The following is a 17,124-nucleotide window of genomic DNA, read 5'->3' as shown; positions in this document are numbered from 1 at the left end:
GCCCAGTATGCCGCGATTGGCCCTCTGGAATCGACCAAATGCATACCGCAGATCAATTGGGACAACGTGGATGCCTTGGGTTGCCCGGCGCCATGGCCCTATAATCGGACCACTTTGTTTGTGGAGCCCGTTATGCCGAATCTACGTCTCGCTGATTTGACCGCCGAAATCGAAGCCAACGTGCGCCGTGCGTTGCTCGAAGACGTCGGCAACGGCGACATCACCGCGCAACTGATCCCGGCCGAACGCCTGGCCACCGCCACCATCATTACCCGCGACGCCGCCGTCATTTGCGGTACCGCCTGGGTAGATAATGTGTTCCGGCAACTGGACCCCCGGGTCGCGGTGCACTGGCAGGTCGCCGATGGCGAACGGGTCAAGCCCAATCAAGTGCTGTTCCACCTCGAAGGCCCGGCCCGCTCGCTGCTGACCGGTGAACGTAGCGCGCTGAACTTCCTGCAACTGTTGTCGGGAGTGGCCACTCGCGCACAGTCCCTGGCGGACTTCGTCGCGCAGACTCAGGTGAAGCTGCTCGACACCCGCAAGACCCTGCCGGGGCTGCGCCTGGCGCAAAAGTATGCGGTGACCTGTGGCGGTTGCCACAACCATCGTATCGGCCTGTATGACGCCTTCCTGATCAAGGAAAACCATATCGCCGCCAGCGGAGGTATCTCGCAGGCCATCGCCGCCGCGCACAAAATCGCACCGGGCAAACCGGTGGAGATCGAGGTGGAAAGCCTGGTTGAGTTGAAAGAGGCCCTGGCGGCCGGCGCCGACATCATCATGCTGGACGAGTTGAGCCTGGATGACATGCGCGAAGCCGTGCGCCTGAACGGCGGCAAGGCCAAACTGGAGGCCAGCGGCGGGATCAACGAAAGCACCTTGCTGCCGATCGCCGAAACCGGTGTGGATTACATCTCGATTGGTGCGATGACCAAGGATGTGAAGGCTGTGGACTTGTCGATGCGCCTGAGTCTCTGATTCGAAACTGTAGGAGCGAGCATGCTCGCTCCTACACGTGTGTCAGACCACCAGATTATTCATCTCGCAGTACTCTTCCCATTCGACACCCAGCACCTCGGCCGCTTCCTTGTGCAGCTTCAGACGCTCGGTCTCGTACTCTTCCGGGCTCGAGGTGTACTTGAGCGTCAGCTCCCACGGCTGCAAGCCCTGGGCTTCCGCTTCATCCTCAAAGGCCCACTGGATCTGGTCTTTCTGATCATCGGGTGGCAAGTCCTTGATCTCATCCATCAATTCGGGCGCGTCCAGCACGTACTTGCGAAGGGCTTCTGCGTGTCTGGCTTCCTGGGTCAATTCTTTAACGGTCATGGCGTTCTCGCTGATCTGGGGAATGGAAGATGGATCTGGATCATCAAGGATCTCTCTGACGCAAAAAAACCGCATGAAGCCTGGTTTTTCTGGCCTTCAGAACCATTCGGGATCATCTGAAAACAACGGGTCGCTGGTGCCCGAGACAGGAATCGAACCTGCGACCTTCGCGTTACGAGTGCGCTGCTCTACCAACTGAGCTACACGGGCAGTGGGCTAAACCTAGCACTGACTATGGGGTCAGGCAACTTCGCGTGCCGTAAAAACAAAAGATCGCAGCCTGCGGCCGCTCCTACACAGGACCCTGCCGCAGGCTGCGATCTTTTGATCTTTCTGCACATGGCAAAACGCCCCGAACCAGTCGGGGCGTTCTGTTGTTCAGCAGTCAGGCGCGGGAGTGATTAAACGCCCGAAGCCTTGGCTGCTGCCACGTCTTTGATGGACAGCTTGATACGGCCGCGGTTGTCCACGTCCAGTACCAGCACTTCCACTTCCTGACCTTCTTTCAGGATATCGGTCACTTTCTCGACGCGAGCATCGCTCAGCATGGAGATGTGAACCAGACCGTCCTTGCCCGGCAGGATGTTGACGAATGCGCCGAAGTCGACGATACGCTCAACCTTGCCGACGTAGATCTTGCCGATCTCGGCCTCGGCGGTGATACCCAGGACGCGCTGGCGTGCAGCTTCAGCCGCTTCCTTGGTTTCGCCGAAGATCTTGATCGAACCGTCGTCTTCGATGTCGATCGAAGCCTTGGTCTCTTCACAGATCGCACGAATGGTCGCGCCGCCTTTACCGATGACATCACGGATTTTGTCGGTGTCGATTTTCATCGCGATCATGGTCGGTGCGTTGGCCGACAATTCGGTACGCGACTGGCCAATGATCTGGTTCATCTGGCCGAGGATGTTCAGGCGCGCTTCCAAGGCTTGGCCCAGGGCGATTTCCATGATCTCTTCGGTGATGCCCTTGATCTTGATGTCCATCTGCAGCGCGGTCACACCCTTGGCGGTACCGGCTACCTTGAAGTCCATGTCGCCCAGGTGGTCTTCGTCGCCCAGGATGTCGGTCAGGACGGCGAACTTCTCGCCTTCTTTAACCAGACCCATGGCGATACCGGCTACTGGCGCCTTCATCGGCACACCAGCGTCCATCAGGGCCAGGGAAGCACCGCAAACGGAAGCCATCGAGCTCGAACCGTTGGATTCGGTGATTTCCGATACCACGCGAATGGTGTACGGGAACACGTCAGCGGCAGGCAGCATGGCCTGGACCGAACGACGGGCCAGACGGCCGTGACCGATTTCGCGGCGACCGGCGCCACCCATGCGGCCACACTCGCCCACCGAGAACGGAGGGAAGTTGTAGTGCAGCATGAACGGGTCTTTTTTCTCGCCTTCCAGGGTGTCCAGCAGTTGTGCGTCACGGGCGGTGCCCAGCGTTGCGACGACCAGGGCCTGGGTTTCACCACGGGTGAACAGCGCCGAACCGTGAGTCTTCGGCAGAACGCCAACTTCGATGTTCAGCGGACGAACGGTACGGGTGTCGCGACCGTCGATACGTGGCTTGCCGTTAACGATGTTTTCGCGAACGGTGCGGTATTCGATTTCGCCGAACGCGGCTTTGACTTCGCTAGCGGAAGGCTGGCCTTCTTCGCCGGACAGCTTGGCAACGACCTGATCCTTCAGCTCACCCAGGCGAGCGTAACGGTCGGCCTTGATGGTGATGGTGTAAGCCTGGGAGATCGCTTCGCCGAACTCGGCACGGATAGCGCCCAGCAGAGCAGTGGCTTCAGGCGCAGGAGCCCAGGTCCAGGTCGGCTTGGCAGCTTCGGCAGCCAGTTCTTTAACAGCGTTGATCACAACCTGGAACTCGTCGTGAGCGAACAGTACGGCGCCCAGCATCTGGTCTTCGGTCAGCTCTTTGGCTTCCGACTCGACCATCAGAACGGCTTCCGAGGTACCGGCAACGACCATGTCCAGGCTCGAAGCAGCCAGTTGCTCGTAAGTCGGGTTCAGCAGGTAGCCGGTGCTTTCGTGGTAGGCAACGCGGGCAGCGCCGATCGGGCCATCGAAAGGAATGCCGGAAATGGCCAGGGCAGCCGAGGTACCGATCATCGCAGCGATGTCCGGATCGGTCTTCTTGCTGGTGGAAACGACGGTGCAGACAACCTGCACTTCGTTCATGAAGCCTTCTGGGAACAGCGGACGGATCGGACGGTCGATCAGTCGGGAAGTCAGGGTTTCTTTCTCGGAAGGACGGCCTTCACGCTTGAAGAAACCGCCAGGGATCTTACCGGCAGCGTAAGTCTTTTCCTGGTAGTGAACAGACAGAGGGAAGAAACCTTTGCCTGGATCGGCTTGTTTGGCACCGACTACGGTCACCAATACGCTGACGTCGTCGTCAACGGTGACCAATACTGCGCCGGAGGCCTGGCGGGCGATACGGCCAGTCTCGAGGGTAACGGTCGACTGACCGAACTGGAATTTTTTGATTACCGGGTTCACGGTGTCCTACCTTCTTTGTGGCTCTTGGGGGAACTGGTTTCTTGCGAAATTCTTGGGCAACGCCGGGAATCGGCCCGAGCGGATTGTCCTGATAAAACTGATATCCAGATAAAACTTGAGGCTGGGAGCCTGCCATGCGCCGGCGGGAAACCCGCTGACGCATGACAGACAACCAACCTCTAGCGCAATCGCTTATTAGCGACGCAGACCCAGGCGAGCGATCAGAGCGCTGTAACGGCTCACGTCCTTGCCTTTCAGGTAGTCCAGCAGCTTACGACGCTGGTTAACCATGCGGATCAGACCACGACGGGAGTGGTGATCTTTACCGTTGGCCTTGAAGTGACCTTGCAGTTTGTTGATGTTGTGGGTCAGCAGTGCAACTTGCACTTCTGGCGAACCAGTGTCACCAACAGCTTGCTGGTAGTCAGCTACGATTTGAGCCTTTTCTTGAACGTCGAGAGCCATGAGGCAATCCTTTTATCAGGAAACTGTTTCAGAAAAACAGTTTCAACAGGCCAGGGACAAATCCCTGTATCTAAAAATGAGTAGTGACCGTGCCTGTTAACAGCCACCCTCGTTCGGTCATTCTGACCGAATCAGTCGACGCGGCGCGATGCGCCCGTCTTCGCTCACTTCACCGATACCGATGAAGCGACCATTGTGATCCTGTACCCGCACCATGCCGAACTTCGGAGCATCCGGGGCACGTACCGGCTGGCCGTTGAGCCAGTAGAACGCGCTCGCTTCCGAGAACTGCAGCAGCGGCCAATCCAGCAAGCCGCTGTCCGATGGCATCAGGAAGCGATCAACCGCTTCGTTGCCACCTTCGGCATGTACCGCTTCCAGCTCTTCCAAAGTGACCGTCTGGGCCAGCGTGAAAGGCCCGGCCTGGGTACGTCGCAGTTCTGCGACGTAAGCGCCACAACCGAGTTGTTCACCAACATCCTCCACCAGGGTGCGGATATAGGTGCCTTTGCTGCAATCCACAGCCAGCCGCGCAGTATCACCTTCGAAGGCCAGCAATTCCAAGCGCGCAATAGTAACAGAACGCGGTTCGCGCTCCACTACTTCGCCTGCACGGGCCAGCTTGTACAGCGGCTGGCCATCACGCTTGAGAGCCGAGTACATCGGCGGTATCTGACTGATTTGCCCACGAAAATTCGGCAGTACGGCCTCGATATCGGTGCGACCAACGGTCACCGGGCGCTCCTGCAAAACTTCACCTTCGGCATCCGCCGTGGTGGTGGTTTTGCCCAGTTGCGCCAGGGTTTCGTAACCCTTGTCGGAATCGAGCAGGTACTGCGAGAACTTGGTGGCCTCACCGAAGCACAACGGCAACACGCCGGTGGCCAGCGGATCGAGGCTGCCGGTGTGGCCGGCCTTCTCGGCGTTGAGCAACCAGCGGACCTTCTGCAGGGCGGCGTTGGAGGTGAACCCCAACGGCTTGTCGAGCAGGATGATGCCGCTGACGTTACGACGGATACGTTTGACCTGAGCCACCGATTACTCCTTGGTGTCTTCGGCGTCTGCCGCAACCGGATGCAGATTGTCTTCAGCCACTGCGCGCTCGATCAACGCTGACAAATGCGCACCACGCACGACGCTTTCGTCGTAGTGGAAGTGCAACTGTGGAACGCTGCGCAGCTTCATCTCGCGAGCCAGCTGCATGCGCAGGAATCCCGCGGCGGAGTTGAGCACCTTGATGCTTTGCGCGATGTCTTCAGCATTATCCTGACCCATCACGGTGATGAAGATCTTGGCGTGACCGACGTCACGGCTGACTTCAACAGCGGTAATGGTGACCAGGCCGACGCGCGGGTCTTTGACTTCACGACGGATCAGCTGTGCCAGCTCACGCTGCATCTGATCGCCGATACGTTGGGTACGGCTGTATTCTTTTGCCATGTCTTGTTACCTGTTACTGCCCCACGGTGAAACCCGAAGGGTCTGAAAGCGGCAAACGCCCGGCCTGACAAAAGCCAGACCGGGCGTTGCGTTTAGAGTCCTGACGCTGTGCCGCGCATTTGCATGCGGCGGCTCACCGTGGCCCTTGAAGTGCGCGAGTTAGAGGCTGCGAGCAACCTGAACCTTCTCGAAGACTTCGATCTTGTCACCGACCTTGACGTCGTTGTAGCTCTTCACGCCGATACCGCATTCCATGCCGGCACGTACTTCGGAAGCGTCATCCTTGAAGCGGCGCAGGGATTCCAGCTCGCCTTCGAAGATAACGATGTCTTCACGCAGTACACGGATCGGACGGTTACGGTGAACAGTGCCCTCGATCACCATGCAACCGGCGATCGCGCCAAACTTCGGCGAACGGAACACGTCACGTACTTCAGCCACACCGAGGATGTTCTCGCGAACATCGCTGCCAAGCATACCGGTCAGGGCTTTCTTGACGTCTTCGATGATGTCGTAGATCACGTTGTAGTAACGCATATCCAGGCCTTCCTGCTCGACGATCTTGCGAGCGCCGGCATCGGCACGCACGTTGAAGCCGAACAGTACAGCGTTGGAGGCCAGTGCCAGGTTGGCGTCGGACTCGGTGATACCACCGACACCGCCACCGACCACACGCACTTGCACTTCGTCGTTACCCAGGCCGTTCAAGGCACCGTTCAACGCTTCCAGCGAACCACGGACGTCGGATTTGAGGACGATGTTGAGCGTCTTCTTCTCTTCCTGGCCCATGTTCTCGAAGATGTTTTCCAGCTTGCCTGCGTGAGCACGCGCCAGTTTGACTTCGCGGAACTTGCCTTGGCGGAACAGAGCCACTTCACGGGCTTTCTTCTCGTCAGCCACAACGCTCATCTCGTCGCCAGCGTCCGGAGTACCGTCCAGGCCGAGGATCTCGACCGGGATGGCCGGACCGGCTTCCTTGATTGGCTTGCCGTTCTCGTCGAGCATGGCGCGAACGCGGCCATAGTTCGAACCGACCAGAACCATGTCGCCCTGACGCAGGGTACCGTCTTGAACCAGAACGGTAGCCACCGGACCACGCCCCTTGTCCAGACGGGACTCAACCACGACGCCACGGCCAGGAGCCGAAGGCGTAGCCGTCAGTTCCAGAACTTCGGCTTGCAGCAGAACAGCTTCGAGCAATTCGTCGACGCCAGTACCCATCTTCGCCGAGACCGGTACGAATGGAGTGTCACCACCCCACTCTTCCGAGGTCACGCCGTGTACCGACAGTTCGCTACGGATGCGATCGAGGTCAGCACCTGGCTTGTCGATCTTGTTCACAGCGACAACCAGCGGAACGCCAGCAGCCTGAGCGTGCTGAACAGCTTCGATGGTTTGCGGCATTACGCCGTCGTCCGCTGCAACCACCAGGATCACGATGTCGGTCGCCTTGGCACCACGGGCACGCATTGCGGTAAACGCGGCGTGACCCGGGGTATCGAGGAACGTCACCATGCCACGGTCGGTTTCAACGTGGTATGCACCGATGTGCTGGGTGATACCGCCGGCTTCGCCAGCAGCTACCTTGGCACGACGGATGTAGTCGAGCAGGGAAGTCTTACCGTGGTCAACGTGGCCCATTACGGTCACGACCGGCGCACGGGAAACTGCCTCACCTTCAAACTTCAGGGACTCGGCCAGGGAATCTTCCAGGGCGGTGTCGCTGACCAGGGTCACTTTGTGTCCCAGCTCTTCAGCAACCAGCTGGGCAGTTTCCTGGTCCAGTACCTGGTTGATAGTCGCTGGAGTACCCAGTTTGAACATGAACTTGATGATTTCAGCCGCCTTGACCGACATCTGCTGGGCCAGATCGCCCACAGTGATGGTCTCGCCGATCTTCACTTCGCGCACGACAGGGCCGGTTGGGCTCTGGAAACCGTGGGCGTTGCGCTTCTTCAGCTTGGCCTTGCCGCGACCACCACGACGGAAGCCATCGCTTTCTTCGTCGGTAGTACGTGGGGCAACGCGTGGCGCAGGCGCTTTTTCCTTGACCGAAGCACGATGCGGAGCGTTTTTGCGCTCGCCATCGCCACCACCGCGACGATTGTTATCGTCAGCACGTGGCTTGTCCGGACGACGTGGCTCGTCACGCTTGCGAGCATCTGCCGCAGGTGCCGGAGCTGCAGCCACCACCGGTGCGCTTTCACGCACAGGCTCGGCCACCGCAGCAGGTGCGGCAACAGGTTCGGCTGGAGCGGTGGGCGCAGCAGCAGGCTGGCGACGCGCTTCTTCTTCGGCGCGACGCTTGGCTTCTTCTTCAGCCTTCTGACGTGCAGCATTTTCTACTGCGCGACGTTCATCCATTTCACGCTTGCGCTCGGCTTCGATTTCTTCCGGGCTGCGCTGTACGAAGACTTTCTTCTTGCGTACTTCAACGCTGATGCTTTTGCTGCCAGCAACACGCAGGGTGCTGGTGGTTTTACGCTGCAGCGTGATCTTGCGTGGTTCTTCCACTTTCGCCTTGTGGCTGCTCTTCAAGTGAGTCAGCAGGGATTGCTTCTCACTGTCAGTCACACTTTCTTCGGCGGCGGTGTGCGGCAGACCTGCCTCACGCATCTGCTGCAACAGGCGCTCTACCGGTGTTTTGACCTCATCGGCCAGTTGTTTCACCGTGACTTGCGTCATGCACTTCTCTCCTCAGGCCGCGCCTAATTACTCGAACCAGTGGGCTCGGGCGGCCATGATCAACTTGCCGGCACGATCATCGTCAATGCCGTCGATGTCGAGCAGGTCGTCAATAGACTGCTCGGCCAGGTCTTCGCGGGTAATTACGCCGCGCACCGCCAGTTCCATCGCCAAATCCTTGTCCATACCCTCAAGCGAGAGCAGGTCTTCGGCCGGATGGGCGTCTGCCAGCTTTTCCTCAGTAGCGATGGCTTTGGTCAACAAGCGATCCTTGGCACGAGCGCGAAGCTCGTTGACGGTATCTTCGTCAAAGCCGTCGATGTTGAGCATTTCTTCCAACGGTACGTAGGCAATCTCTTCCAGGCTGGTGAAGCCTTCATCTACCAGCACCTGCGCCAGGTCTTCGTCGACTTCCAGCTCGTCGATGAAGTTGCGCAGGATGTCGCCGGTTTCTGCTTGCTGCTTAGCCTGGATGTCCGATTCGGTCATCACGTTCAGGGTCCAGCCAGTCAGCTGGCTGGCCAGACGCACGTTCTGACCACCGCGACCGATGGCCTGAGCCAGATTGTCTGCGCCAACGGCGATGTCCATGGCATGGGCATCTTCGTCAACGATAATTGCCGCAACCTCGGCCGGGGACATGGCGTTGATCACGAACTGAGCCGGGTTGTCGTCCCACAGGACGATATCAACGCGCTCACCACCCAACTCACCCGACACTGCCTGGACGCGCGAACCGCGCATACCGATGCAAGCGCCCTGCGGGTCGATGCGTTTGTCCTTGGAGCGTACGGCGATCTTGGCGCGCGAACCCGGATCACGGGACGCAGCCATTACTTCGATCAGGCCTTCGGCGATTTCCGGCACTTCGATGCGGAACAACTCGATCAGCATTTCCGGCGCGGTACGCGACAGGATCAGCTGCGGGCCGCGGTTCTCGGTGCGGATTTCCTTGAGCAGTGCACGAAGGCGCACACCAACCCGGAAAGTTTCGCGAGAAATGATGTCTTCACGAGCCAGCAACGCCTCGGCGTTGTTGCCCAGATCGACGATCACGTTATCGCGGGTCACTTTTTTCACGGTGCCGGAGATGATTTCACCCAGGCGCTCGCGGTAAGCGTCAACAACCTGGGCACGCTCGGCTTCGCGAACCTTTTGCACAATGACTTGCTTGGCAGTCTGTGCAGCGATACGTCCAAATTCGATGGACTCAATCTTTTCTTCGACGACGTCGCCCACCTTGGCACCCGGGTGCGTTTCAGCAACCTTGCTTGGCCAGGTTTCGATGGCCGGATCGTCCAGGTCATCTTCTTCGACGACCGTCCAGCGACGGAAAGTCTCGTAAGCACCGGTGTGGCGATTGATTTCCACACGCAGATCAACTTCGTCCTCGAAACGCTTTTTGGTAGCGGTGGCCAGAGCCAGCTCCAGCGCTTCAAAAATTACGTTTGCCGGTACGCCCTTTTCATTGGATACCGACTCAACAACCAGCAGTACTTCTTTGCTCATCGTACGCCTCGCCTTTCGCAAGCCATTGGATCCGCGGGATCCGCGTCTCAGTCAAAACTGGGAATAATGTTGGCCTTGTCGATCATATCGATCGGCAACAGGAACTCATGGTCTTCAACCTGCACCACGACGTCCTGCTCTTCTACACCGCGCAGAAGGCCCTGAAAGTTGCGTCGACCTTCAAAAGGCGAGCGCAGCTTGATCTTCACTTGTTCACCGGCAAATTTTGCAAACTGCTCAAGAGTGAACAGCGGGCGTTCCATGCCAGGCGAGGAAACTTCAAGGGTGTATTCAACGGAGATTGGATCTTCAACATCCAGGACACCGCTGATCTGACGGCTGACGATGGCACAATCGTCCACCAGCACGCCGCCCTCTTTATCGATATAAACGCGCAACATTGAGTGGCGACCTTGAGCCGAAAACTCAATACCCCAGCATTCATAGCCTAGGGCCACGACCACCGGGGCCAGCAAGGCCTGCAACTCTTCTAGCTTGCTCGACACCTGAACCCCCTAGTGCATGTATGTGCATGCTATGCAAAATAAAAAAATGGGCGAAACGCCCATCCTTGAAACGCCGTCGAACAGCGGCGTTGAAAGTGTCCAGCTAACAAAAAGCCCCTTAAAAGGGGCTCCTTAAACTGGTTGCGGGGGCCGGATTTGAACCGACGACCTTCGGGTTATGAGCCCGACGAGCTACCAGACTGCTCCACCCCGCGACAAAGCTGGGGCGGAAGTATACGACCGATCCCCGACAGGGTCAATGTAACCTTCCACCTGCAAGAAAGCCCGCAACAGCGGGCTCTCCTGACTAATTGGTACCGAGAAGGGGACTCGAACCCCTACACCCTATGGGCACAACCACCTCAAGGTTGCGTGTCTACCAATTCCACCACCTCGGCAATACTACGTTTGAAACCCTTCTTACTTCTGCTCTTGAGCTGGAGGTACGTCAGTCGCTGGAGTAGCCGACTTTTGCTCTTGAAGCACCGGGACATCATCAGAAGCCGGTTGTTGCTTTGGAACTTCCAGAACCGCTGGATTTGGGAGACCTACTTGAGTCAGCTGGTGAGCCTTCTCTTTAGCAAAGTAACCTAACCCCAAGCTGGTTATGAAAAAACCTGCGGCAAGTATAGCAGTAAACTTACTAAGAAAGGTAGAGGAACCTTGGCTTCCGAACACAGTATTTGAAGCACCTGCTCCGAAAGACGCGCCAGCATCCGCACCTTTACCCTGCTGCAGCAAAACCAGAGCTACTACGCCCAATGCACCCAGCAGATGAAAAACGACTACGACTGTTTCCAGCATTTTTTCAGTTTCCCGCGGCGCGACAAATCGCACCGAACTCATCTGCATTCAGGGAAGCCCCACCAATGAGGCCCCCATCGATATCCGGCATGCCGAACAGTTCGACCGCATTGGCCGCCTTCACGCTGCCGCCGTATAGAAGACGCACACCTTGTGCGACTTCAGAATTCTCTGCCGCCAACTGCGCGCGGATGGCTGCATGCACATCCTGCGCCTGTTGCGGCGAAGCAGTCAGCCCGGTGCCAATGGCCCAGACCGGCTCGTAAGCGATTACTGCCTTTGCAAATGCTTCAACACCCAGCTCGTCGATGACGCTGCCCAACTGACGCGAGACAACCTCAAGCGTTTTCCCGGCTTCACGTTGTTCAAGGGTTTCCCCTACGCACAACACCGGAATCAAGCCACATGCCTGAGCCGCTGCAAACTTGCGAATCAGCGTTCCGTCCTGCTCGCCCATTATAAGGCGGCGCTCGGAGTGCCCGACAAGCACCAGGGAACAACCTGCATCCACCAACTGACTCGGAGCAATCTCACCGGTCAATGCGCCTTGCCCGGACTCCACCGCAGAGTTCTGCGCGCCGACCGAAATCGACTTTCCTTGCAAGCCATCAATCACTTGATTGATATGCAGGCTAGGCGGGAATACCGCGACATCAACATCGCTCGGCAAGGCCAATTGACCAAGGCCATCGATCAGCTCAGCGACGCTGGCGCGGGTACCGTGCATCTTCCAGTTACCAGCTACCATAGGGCGACGCATGCTGTACCTCGTCGGTCAAAGTGGGCGCAGATGTTACCCAACACAATCATGGCTGGCAAGCCGAAATCAGGCAGAAACTTCAGTAACCAGTTTTGCCAGCTCTTCGGCATAGCCGCGGACCTGTGTTTCATCCTCGCCTTCGACCATAACGCGCACCAGCGGCTCGGTTCCGGACTTGCGCAACAGCACGCGCCCGCGACCCGCCATGGCCTTGGTCACGCGCTCGCTGGCTTCCTTGACCGACGGGTGTTCAAGCGGGCTTGCCCCCCCACCGAAGCGCACATTGATCAGCACTTGAGGGCACTTGCGCAATGCTTGGCGCGACTGGGCCAGCCCTTCCGAACGCGTCTTCAGCGCCATCAGCACCTGCAGCGCAGCAATGATTGCATCGCCCGTGGTCGTGTGGTTGAAGCAAACAATATGACCCGAATTCTCGCCACCCACCAGCCAGTTGCGCTCCAGCAGATCGGCGATCACATAACGGTCACCGACGTTGGCGCGCACAAAGGGAATCGCCAGATCCGCCAGGGCCAGTTCCAGGCCCAGGTTACTCATCAGCGTACCGACTACGCCACCCTGCAGCTTGTCGCGCTCATGCAGATCGCGAGCAATGATGTACAGCAGCTCATCACCATCAACAATGGCACCGGTGTGATCGACCATCAGAACGCGATCACCGTCACCGTCGAAGGCGATCCCCAGATCGGCGTGCTCGGCGAGCACGGCGGCCTGCAGCTGCCCCATGTGGGTCGAACCGCAATTGTCGTTGATGTTCAAGCCGTTAGGTTGCGCGGACAGCACCACGACGTCGGCGCCGAGCTCCCGGAACACGCTGGGCGCCACCTTGTAAGTCGCACCATGGGCGCAGTCGAGCACGATTTTCAGGCCCGAAAAACTGGTTCCGGTCGGCACGCTGCTCTTGCAGAACTCAATGTAACGGCCAGATGCGTCATTGATTCGCGAAACCTTGCCGATTTTGCTCGATTCCACCACGGTCATCGGCGTATCCAGCAACTCTTCAATCATCTGCTCGACTTCATCGGGAAGCTTGGTGCCCTTGCCCGAGAAAAACTTGATGCCGTTGTCATCGTGGGGGTTGTGCGAAGCACTGATCACGATGCCGGCTTCGGCATGGAAGGTGCGCGTCAAATAGGCGATGGCCGGGGTCGGCATCGGCCCCAGGAGCATGACATCGGCACCGGCCGAGGTGAGCCCGGCCTCCAGCGCCGACTCGAACATGTACCCGGAAATACGGGTGTCCTTGCCGACCAGCACCTTGCAGGCGCCCATCTTGCGGAACGCCATGCCCGCCGCCCAGCCGAGCTTGAGCATGAAGTCAGGAGTAATCGGATATTCACCCACTCGACCACGAATGCCGTCAGTACCAAAATATTTCCTAGTCATACGCGCTCCATCATTCTTATTCGGCTGATTCCACTGCGGCGATCATCTTCACCACATCGACTGTTTCGGCTACATCATGGACGCGCAATATTCGCGCCCCTTTGTGCGAAGCCAAGGCTGCGAGGGCAAGGCCACCATATAGACGCCCATCCACCGGGCGATTCAACGCCTGGCCAATCATGCTCTTGCGCGAAACCCCAACCAACAGGGGCCTTCCCAAGGCATGCAAGGCTTCCATATGTTTGAACAAGCTTAGATTGTGCTGCAAGGTTTTTGCGAAGCCAAACCCCGGATCGAGAATGATTTTCTCAACAGGAATACCCGCCGACACGCACTGGGCAATTCGCCCGGCCAGAAACTCGCCGACTTCCCTGGTAACGTCCTGATAGTGCGGATCGTCCTGCATATAGCCCGGCTCACCGAGCATATGCATCAGGCAGACCGGCAAACCCGTTGCCGCCGCCGCATCCAGCGCGCCATCTCGGCGCAACGAACGCACATCATTGATCAACCCGGCCCCCAGCCGCGCGGTTTCACGCATGACGGCAGGCGTGGAGGTATCGACCGAAATGATCACATCCAGTTCGCGGTGAATCCGCTCGACGATCGGTGCAACCCGCTCAAGCTCCTCCAGCGGCGACACCGCCCTGGCGCCCGGTCGCGTCGACTCGCCACCGACATCAATCAGTGTCGCGCCGGCCACTACCATGGCCTCGGCGTGGCGCAAGGCCGCATCGAGCTGGCGGTACTGACCACCATCGGAAAAGGAATCGGGGGTTACATTGAGAATGCCCATGACATGAGTCTGGGCCAAATCAAGAACCCGGTTGCCGCAAGGCAACCGGGTCGAGGACTGAACAGAAGTCATTTCAAACCTTAAACGTCAGCAGCCGGACCGCCGATAGGTGTTTGCGGACGCTCATCCTGCACCGCCGGAGGCGTTCCCGAACTACCGGTGCCGCCTGACCAGTCGCGAGGCTCGCGAGGCGTACGACCCGCCATGATGTCGTCAATCTGCTCAGCATCAATCGTCTCGTACTTCATCAAGGCGTCGGCCATGGCGTCGAGCTTGTCACGGTTGTCCGTCAGGATCTGCTTGGCGGTGCCGTAGCACTGATCGATGATGCTGCGCACTTCGGAGTCGATCAGCTTCGCCGTCTCACCCGAGAAGCTTGCATTCTGACCACCACCGCCGCGACCGAGGAACACTTCGCCCTCTTCTTCGGCATACATCAATGGACCGAGCTTCTCCGAAAGGCCCCACTTGGTCACCATGTTCCGGGCGATCTGGCTTGCACGCATAATGTCGTTGGACGCACCGGTGGTGACACCATCGAAGCCCAAGGTCATTTCCTCGGCGATACGGCCACCGTACAGCGAGCAGATCTGGCTGATCAGGGCGCGCTTGGACAGGCTGTAGCGATCTTCTTCCGGCAGGAACATGGTCACACCCAACGCACGACCGCGCGGGATGATCGACACCTTGTACACCGGATCATGCTCAGGCACGACTCGACCAACAATGGCATGACCCGCCTCGTGATAAGCCGTGTTCTGCTTTTCTTTCTCGGACATGACCATGGATTTGCGCTCGGCACCCATCATGATCTTGTCTTTCGCCAGCTCGAACTCTTTCATTTCAACGATGCGCTTGCCGGCACGGGCAGCGAACAAAGAGGCCTCGTTCACCAGGTTGGCCAGGTCGGCACCGGAGAAACCAGGAGTGCCACGAGCGATCACCGCCGGAGCGACGTCGTCACCCATTGGCACTTTGCGCATGTGTACCTTGAGAATCTGTTCGCGACCGCGAATGTCCGGCAGACCCACCACGACCTGACGGTCGAAACGGCCCGGACGCAGCAGCGCGGGGTCGAGCACATCAGGACGGTTCGTCGCGGCGATCACAATAATCCCGTCGTTCATCTCGAAGCCGTCCATCTCTACCAGCAACTGGTTGAGGGTCTGCTCGCGCTCGTCGTGACCGCCGCCCATGCCGGCGCCACGATGGCGACCAACGGCGTCGATTTCGTCGATGAAGATGATGCACGGCGCATGTTTCTTGGCCTGTTCGAACATATCGCGAACACGGCTGGCACCGACGCCGACGAACATTTCGACGAAGTCGGAACCGGAAATGGTGAAGAACGGTACTTTGGCTTCACCGGCAATGGCCTTGGCCAGCAAGGTCTTACCAGTACCCGGAGGGCCAACCATCAGCACGCCGCGAGGGATACGACCGCCCAGACGCTGGAACTTGCCCGGATCGCGCAGGAACTCGACCAGCTCGCCAACTTCTTCCTTGGCTTCGTCGCAACCGGCAACGTCAGCCAACGTGGTCTTGACCTGATCCTCGGAGAGTAGGCGCGCCTTGCTCTTGCCAAAGCTCATCGGCCCGCCCTTGCCACCGGCACCACCCTGCATCTGCCGCATGAAGAACATAAAAACGGCAATGATCACCAGGATCGGGAAGCTCGCGACCAGGAGTTGAGTCCAGATGCTTTGCTGTTCAGGCTGCTTGCCCTCGACCACGACGTGGTTATCCACCAGGTCGCCGATCAGGCCATTGTCCTGGATTGCCGGACGAATGGTCTTGAAGCTGTCGCCATCGTTGCGCTTGCCGGTAATCACGTAGCCATCAACCGCCACGCGCTCGACCTTGCCATCCTTGACCTGCTGGATGAAGTCGGAATAGTTGAGGGTCTGCGGCTCGTTAGGGCTGGAGAAGTTGTTCATCACCGTCACCAGGACAGCCGCGATGATCAACCACAGGATCAGATTCTTTGCCATATCGTTCAATTAACTACCCTCTGAAGCAAGCACCGCTAATGGCGCGCGCTTCGCATGATATTCACCGGCCTAACTTACTACATTACCTACAACTTGGCAGGCGCCGTCTGTAACCCTTTGTGAAACACTTCCTACACAATATTCGCTAATTCCTACAAGGCGAAATACGAAATTCCTATCGCCCCGCAAAAAAAATCGCTTCATTCACTCCGGCCGCGGTATCCCCAAGCCAGCATGTATTGCTCCCGGGAACTGCCACGGGAAGAGTCCGGCTTGATCATCTGGACCTTGTCGAATTTCTGACGAGCGTCCTTCACGTAAGCATCAAACCCCTCACCCTGAAAAACCTTGATCACGAAATTACCACCCGGCTTGAGTATCCGGGCCGCCAGATCAAGCGCCAGCTCGCAAAGAAACATCGCTTTGGGCATATCTACGGCAGGCGTACCACTCATATTGGGGGCCATATCGGAAATCACAAGGTCCACCGGCGAATTACCCACGGCGTCCAGGATCCGAGCGAGCACTTCGTCCTGGGTGAAGTCACCCTGAATGAAAGTCACGTCCGGAATGCTGTCCATTTCCAGGATGTCCGAGGCGATCAGGCGCCCCTGACCACCAATCAGCCGGCTGGTGACCTGCGACCAGCCACCGGGCGCCGCCCCGAGGTCGACAACGGTCATACCTGGACGGATCAGCTTGTATTTCTCCTGGACCTCCAGAAGCTTGTAACTCGCACGCGAGCGGTAGCCATCCTTCTGCGCCTGCTTCACATAGGGATCATTGACATGTCTTTTCAGCCAGCCAAGGCTTGTCTTGGAACGCGCCATTGGGCACCTCGATGATAAGGGTCGTGATTAGTTGGGCGGATCCACGAACCCTCGGGTAAAATGGCCGCCATTTTACAGAATCCAGACGAAAGGGTCAG

General features: G+C 58.3%; 15 protein-coding genes and 3 tRNA genes. 1 reads left to right on the top strand and 17 read right to left on the bottom strand.

Annotation, left to right across the window (positions count from 1 at the left end; all coding sequences use genetic code 11):
- The first annotated feature begins 132 nt into the window (after nt 1–132).
- Nucleotides 133–981, top strand: a complete 849-nt coding sequence (gene nadC / locus F8N66_RS06135; RefSeq protein ID WP_150769338.1) for a carboxylating nicotinate-nucleotide diphosphorylase — start codon at nt 133–135, stop codon at nt 979–981.
- Nucleotides 982–1,023: 42 nt separating this feature from the next.
- Here nadC and F8N66_RS06130 read toward each other — a convergent pair whose 3' ends face one another.
- From F8N66_RS06130 to rlmE, 17 genes are all read right to left on the bottom strand, one after another.
- Complete coding sequence (locus F8N66_RS06130; RefSeq protein WP_150769337.1) at nt 1,024–1,329, bottom strand: DUF6388 family protein; 306 nt, start codon at nt 1,327–1,329, stop codon at nt 1,024–1,026.
- A gap of 134 nt (nt 1,330–1,463) precedes the next feature.
- Nucleotides 1,464–1,539, bottom strand: a tRNA-Thr gene (locus F8N66_RS06125).
- A 191-nt stretch (nt 1,540–1,730) separates the two neighbouring features.
- Nucleotides 1,731–3,836: a polyribonucleotide nucleotidyltransferase gene (gene pnp / locus F8N66_RS06120; protein ID WP_150769336.1), complete on the bottom strand. Its 2,106-nt coding sequence runs from the start codon at nt 3,834–3,836 to the stop codon at nt 1,731–1,733.
- 195 nt (nt 3,837–4,031) lie between these two features.
- Nucleotides 4,032–4,301, bottom strand: coding sequence for a 30S ribosomal protein S15 (gene rpsO / locus F8N66_RS06115; protein ID WP_003197723.1), 270 nt, complete (start codon nt 4,299–4,301; stop codon nt 4,032–4,034).
- A 117-nt stretch (nt 4,302–4,418) separates the two neighbouring features.
- Nucleotides 4,419–5,336, bottom strand: a complete 918-nt coding sequence (truB, locus tag F8N66_RS06110) for a tRNA pseudouridine(55) synthase TruB (RefSeq protein ID WP_150769335.1) — start codon at nt 5,334–5,336, stop codon at nt 4,419–4,421.
- Between the two features lie 3 nt (nt 5,337–5,339).
- The gene (gene rbfA, locus F8N66_RS06105; protein ID WP_150769334.1) at nt 5,340–5,741 is read right to left on the bottom strand and encodes a 30S ribosome-binding factor RbfA; all 402 of its coding nucleotides are present in this window, start codon (nt 5,739–5,741) and stop codon (nt 5,340–5,342) included.
- 159 nt (nt 5,742–5,900) lie between these two features.
- On the bottom strand, nt 5,901–8,426 hold the full coding sequence (gene infB / locus F8N66_RS06100; protein ID WP_150769333.1) for a translation initiation factor IF-2: 2,526 nt from the start codon (nt 8,424–8,426) through the stop codon (nt 5,901–5,903).
- A 27-nt stretch (nt 8,427–8,453) separates the two neighbouring features.
- Nucleotides 8,454–9,935 (bottom strand): transcription termination factor NusA, encoded by a 1,482-nt coding sequence (nusA, locus tag F8N66_RS06095; protein ID WP_020796534.1) that lies wholly within the window; start codon nt 9,933–9,935, stop codon nt 8,454–8,456.
- A gap of 47 nt (nt 9,936–9,982) precedes the next feature.
- Complete coding sequence (gene rimP, locus F8N66_RS06090) at nt 9,983–10,441, bottom strand: ribosome maturation factor RimP (RefSeq protein WP_007973115.1); 459 nt, start codon at nt 10,439–10,441, stop codon at nt 9,983–9,985.
- Nucleotides 10,442–10,579: 138 nt separating this feature from the next.
- Nucleotides 10,580–10,656, bottom strand: a tRNA-Met gene (locus F8N66_RS06085).
- A gap of 97 nt (nt 10,657–10,753) precedes the next feature.
- Nucleotides 10,754–10,839 (bottom strand) — tRNA-Leu (locus F8N66_RS06080).
- Between the two features lie 22 nt (nt 10,840–10,861).
- Complete coding sequence (gene secG / locus F8N66_RS06075; protein ID WP_017336473.1) at nt 10,862–11,245, bottom strand: preprotein translocase subunit SecG; 384 nt, start codon at nt 11,243–11,245, stop codon at nt 10,862–10,864.
- Between the two features lie 4 nt (nt 11,246–11,249).
- On the bottom strand, nt 11,250–12,005 hold the full coding sequence (gene tpiA / locus F8N66_RS06070) for a triose-phosphate isomerase (protein WP_150769332.1): 756 nt from the start codon (nt 12,003–12,005) through the stop codon (nt 11,250–11,252).
- A gap of 66 nt (nt 12,006–12,071) precedes the next feature.
- Nucleotides 12,072–13,409 carry a phosphoglucosamine mutase gene (glmM, locus tag F8N66_RS06065; protein ID WP_150769331.1) on the bottom strand — a complete coding sequence of 446 codons (1,338 nt, stop codon included), beginning with the start codon at nt 13,407–13,409 and terminating at the stop codon, nt 12,072–12,074.
- Nucleotides 13,410–13,425: 16 nt separating this feature from the next.
- Entirely contained in the window at nt 13,426–14,277 is an 852-nt protein-coding gene (folP, locus tag F8N66_RS06060) for a dihydropteroate synthase (RefSeq protein WP_150769330.1), read from the bottom strand.
- An 8-nt stretch (nt 14,278–14,285) separates the two neighbouring features.
- Entirely contained in the window at nt 14,286–16,196 is a 1,911-nt protein-coding gene (ftsH, locus tag F8N66_RS06055) for an ATP-dependent zinc metalloprotease FtsH (protein WP_150769329.1), read from the bottom strand.
- Between the two features lie 200 nt (nt 16,197–16,396).
- Nucleotides 16,397–17,026, bottom strand: a complete 630-nt coding sequence (gene rlmE, locus F8N66_RS06050; protein WP_150769328.1) for a 23S rRNA (uridine(2552)-2'-O)-methyltransferase RlmE — start codon at nt 17,024–17,026, stop codon at nt 16,397–16,399.
- Between the last annotated feature and the right edge of the window lie 98 nt (nt 17,027–17,124).

It is taken from the genome of Pseudomonas fluorescens, from assembly GCF_902498195.1.
Classification (GTDB): domain Bacteria; phylum Pseudomonadota; class Gammaproteobacteria; order Pseudomonadales; family Pseudomonadaceae; genus Aquipseudomonas; species Aquipseudomonas fluorescens_BU.
Note: the sequence above shows the minus strand (reverse complement) of the source record. Positions and strands in the feature narration are given on the sequence as shown.

Coding starts and splice junctions, on each gene's coding strand:
- nadC (WP_150769338.1), top strand. CDS start 133: ATGCCGAATCTACGTCTCGCTGATTTGACCGCCGAAATCGAAGCCAAC.
- F8N66_RS06130 (WP_150769337.1), bottom strand. CDS start 1,329: ATGACCGTTAAAGAATTGACCCAGGAAGCCAGACACGCAGAAGCCCTT.
- rpsO (WP_003197723.1), bottom strand. CDS start 4,301: ATGGCTCTCGACGTTCAAGAAAAGGCTCAAATCGTAGCTGACTACCAG.
- rbfA (WP_150769334.1), bottom strand. CDS start 5,741: ATGGCAAAAGAATACAGCCGTACCCAACGTATCGGCGATCAGATGCAG.
- infB (WP_150769333.1), bottom strand. CDS start 8,426: ATGACGCAAGTCACGGTGAAACAACTGGCCGATGAGGTCAAAACACCG.
- nusA (WP_020796534.1), bottom strand. CDS start 9,935: ATGAGCAAAGAAGTACTGCTGGTTGTTGAGTCGGTATCCAATGAAAAG.
- secG (WP_017336473.1), bottom strand. CDS start 11,245: ATGCTGGAAACAGTCGTAGTCGTTTTTCATCTGCTGGGTGCATTGGGC.
- tpiA (WP_150769332.1), bottom strand. CDS start 12,005: ATGCGTCGCCCTATGGTAGCTGGTAACTGGAAGATGCACGGTACCCGC.
- glmM (WP_150769331.1), bottom strand. CDS start 13,409: ATGACTAGGAAATATTTTGGTACTGACGGCATTCGTGGTCGAGTGGGT.
- folP (WP_150769330.1), bottom strand. CDS start 14,277: ATGACTTCTGTTCAGTCCTCGACCCGGTTGCCTTGCGGCAACCGGGTT.
- ftsH (WP_150769329.1), bottom strand. CDS start 16,196: ATGGCAAAGAATCTGATCCTGTGGTTGATCATCGCGGCTGTCCTGGTG.
- rlmE (WP_150769328.1), bottom strand. CDS start 17,026: ATGGCGCGTTCCAAGACAAGCCTTGGCTGGCTGAAAAGACATGTCAAT.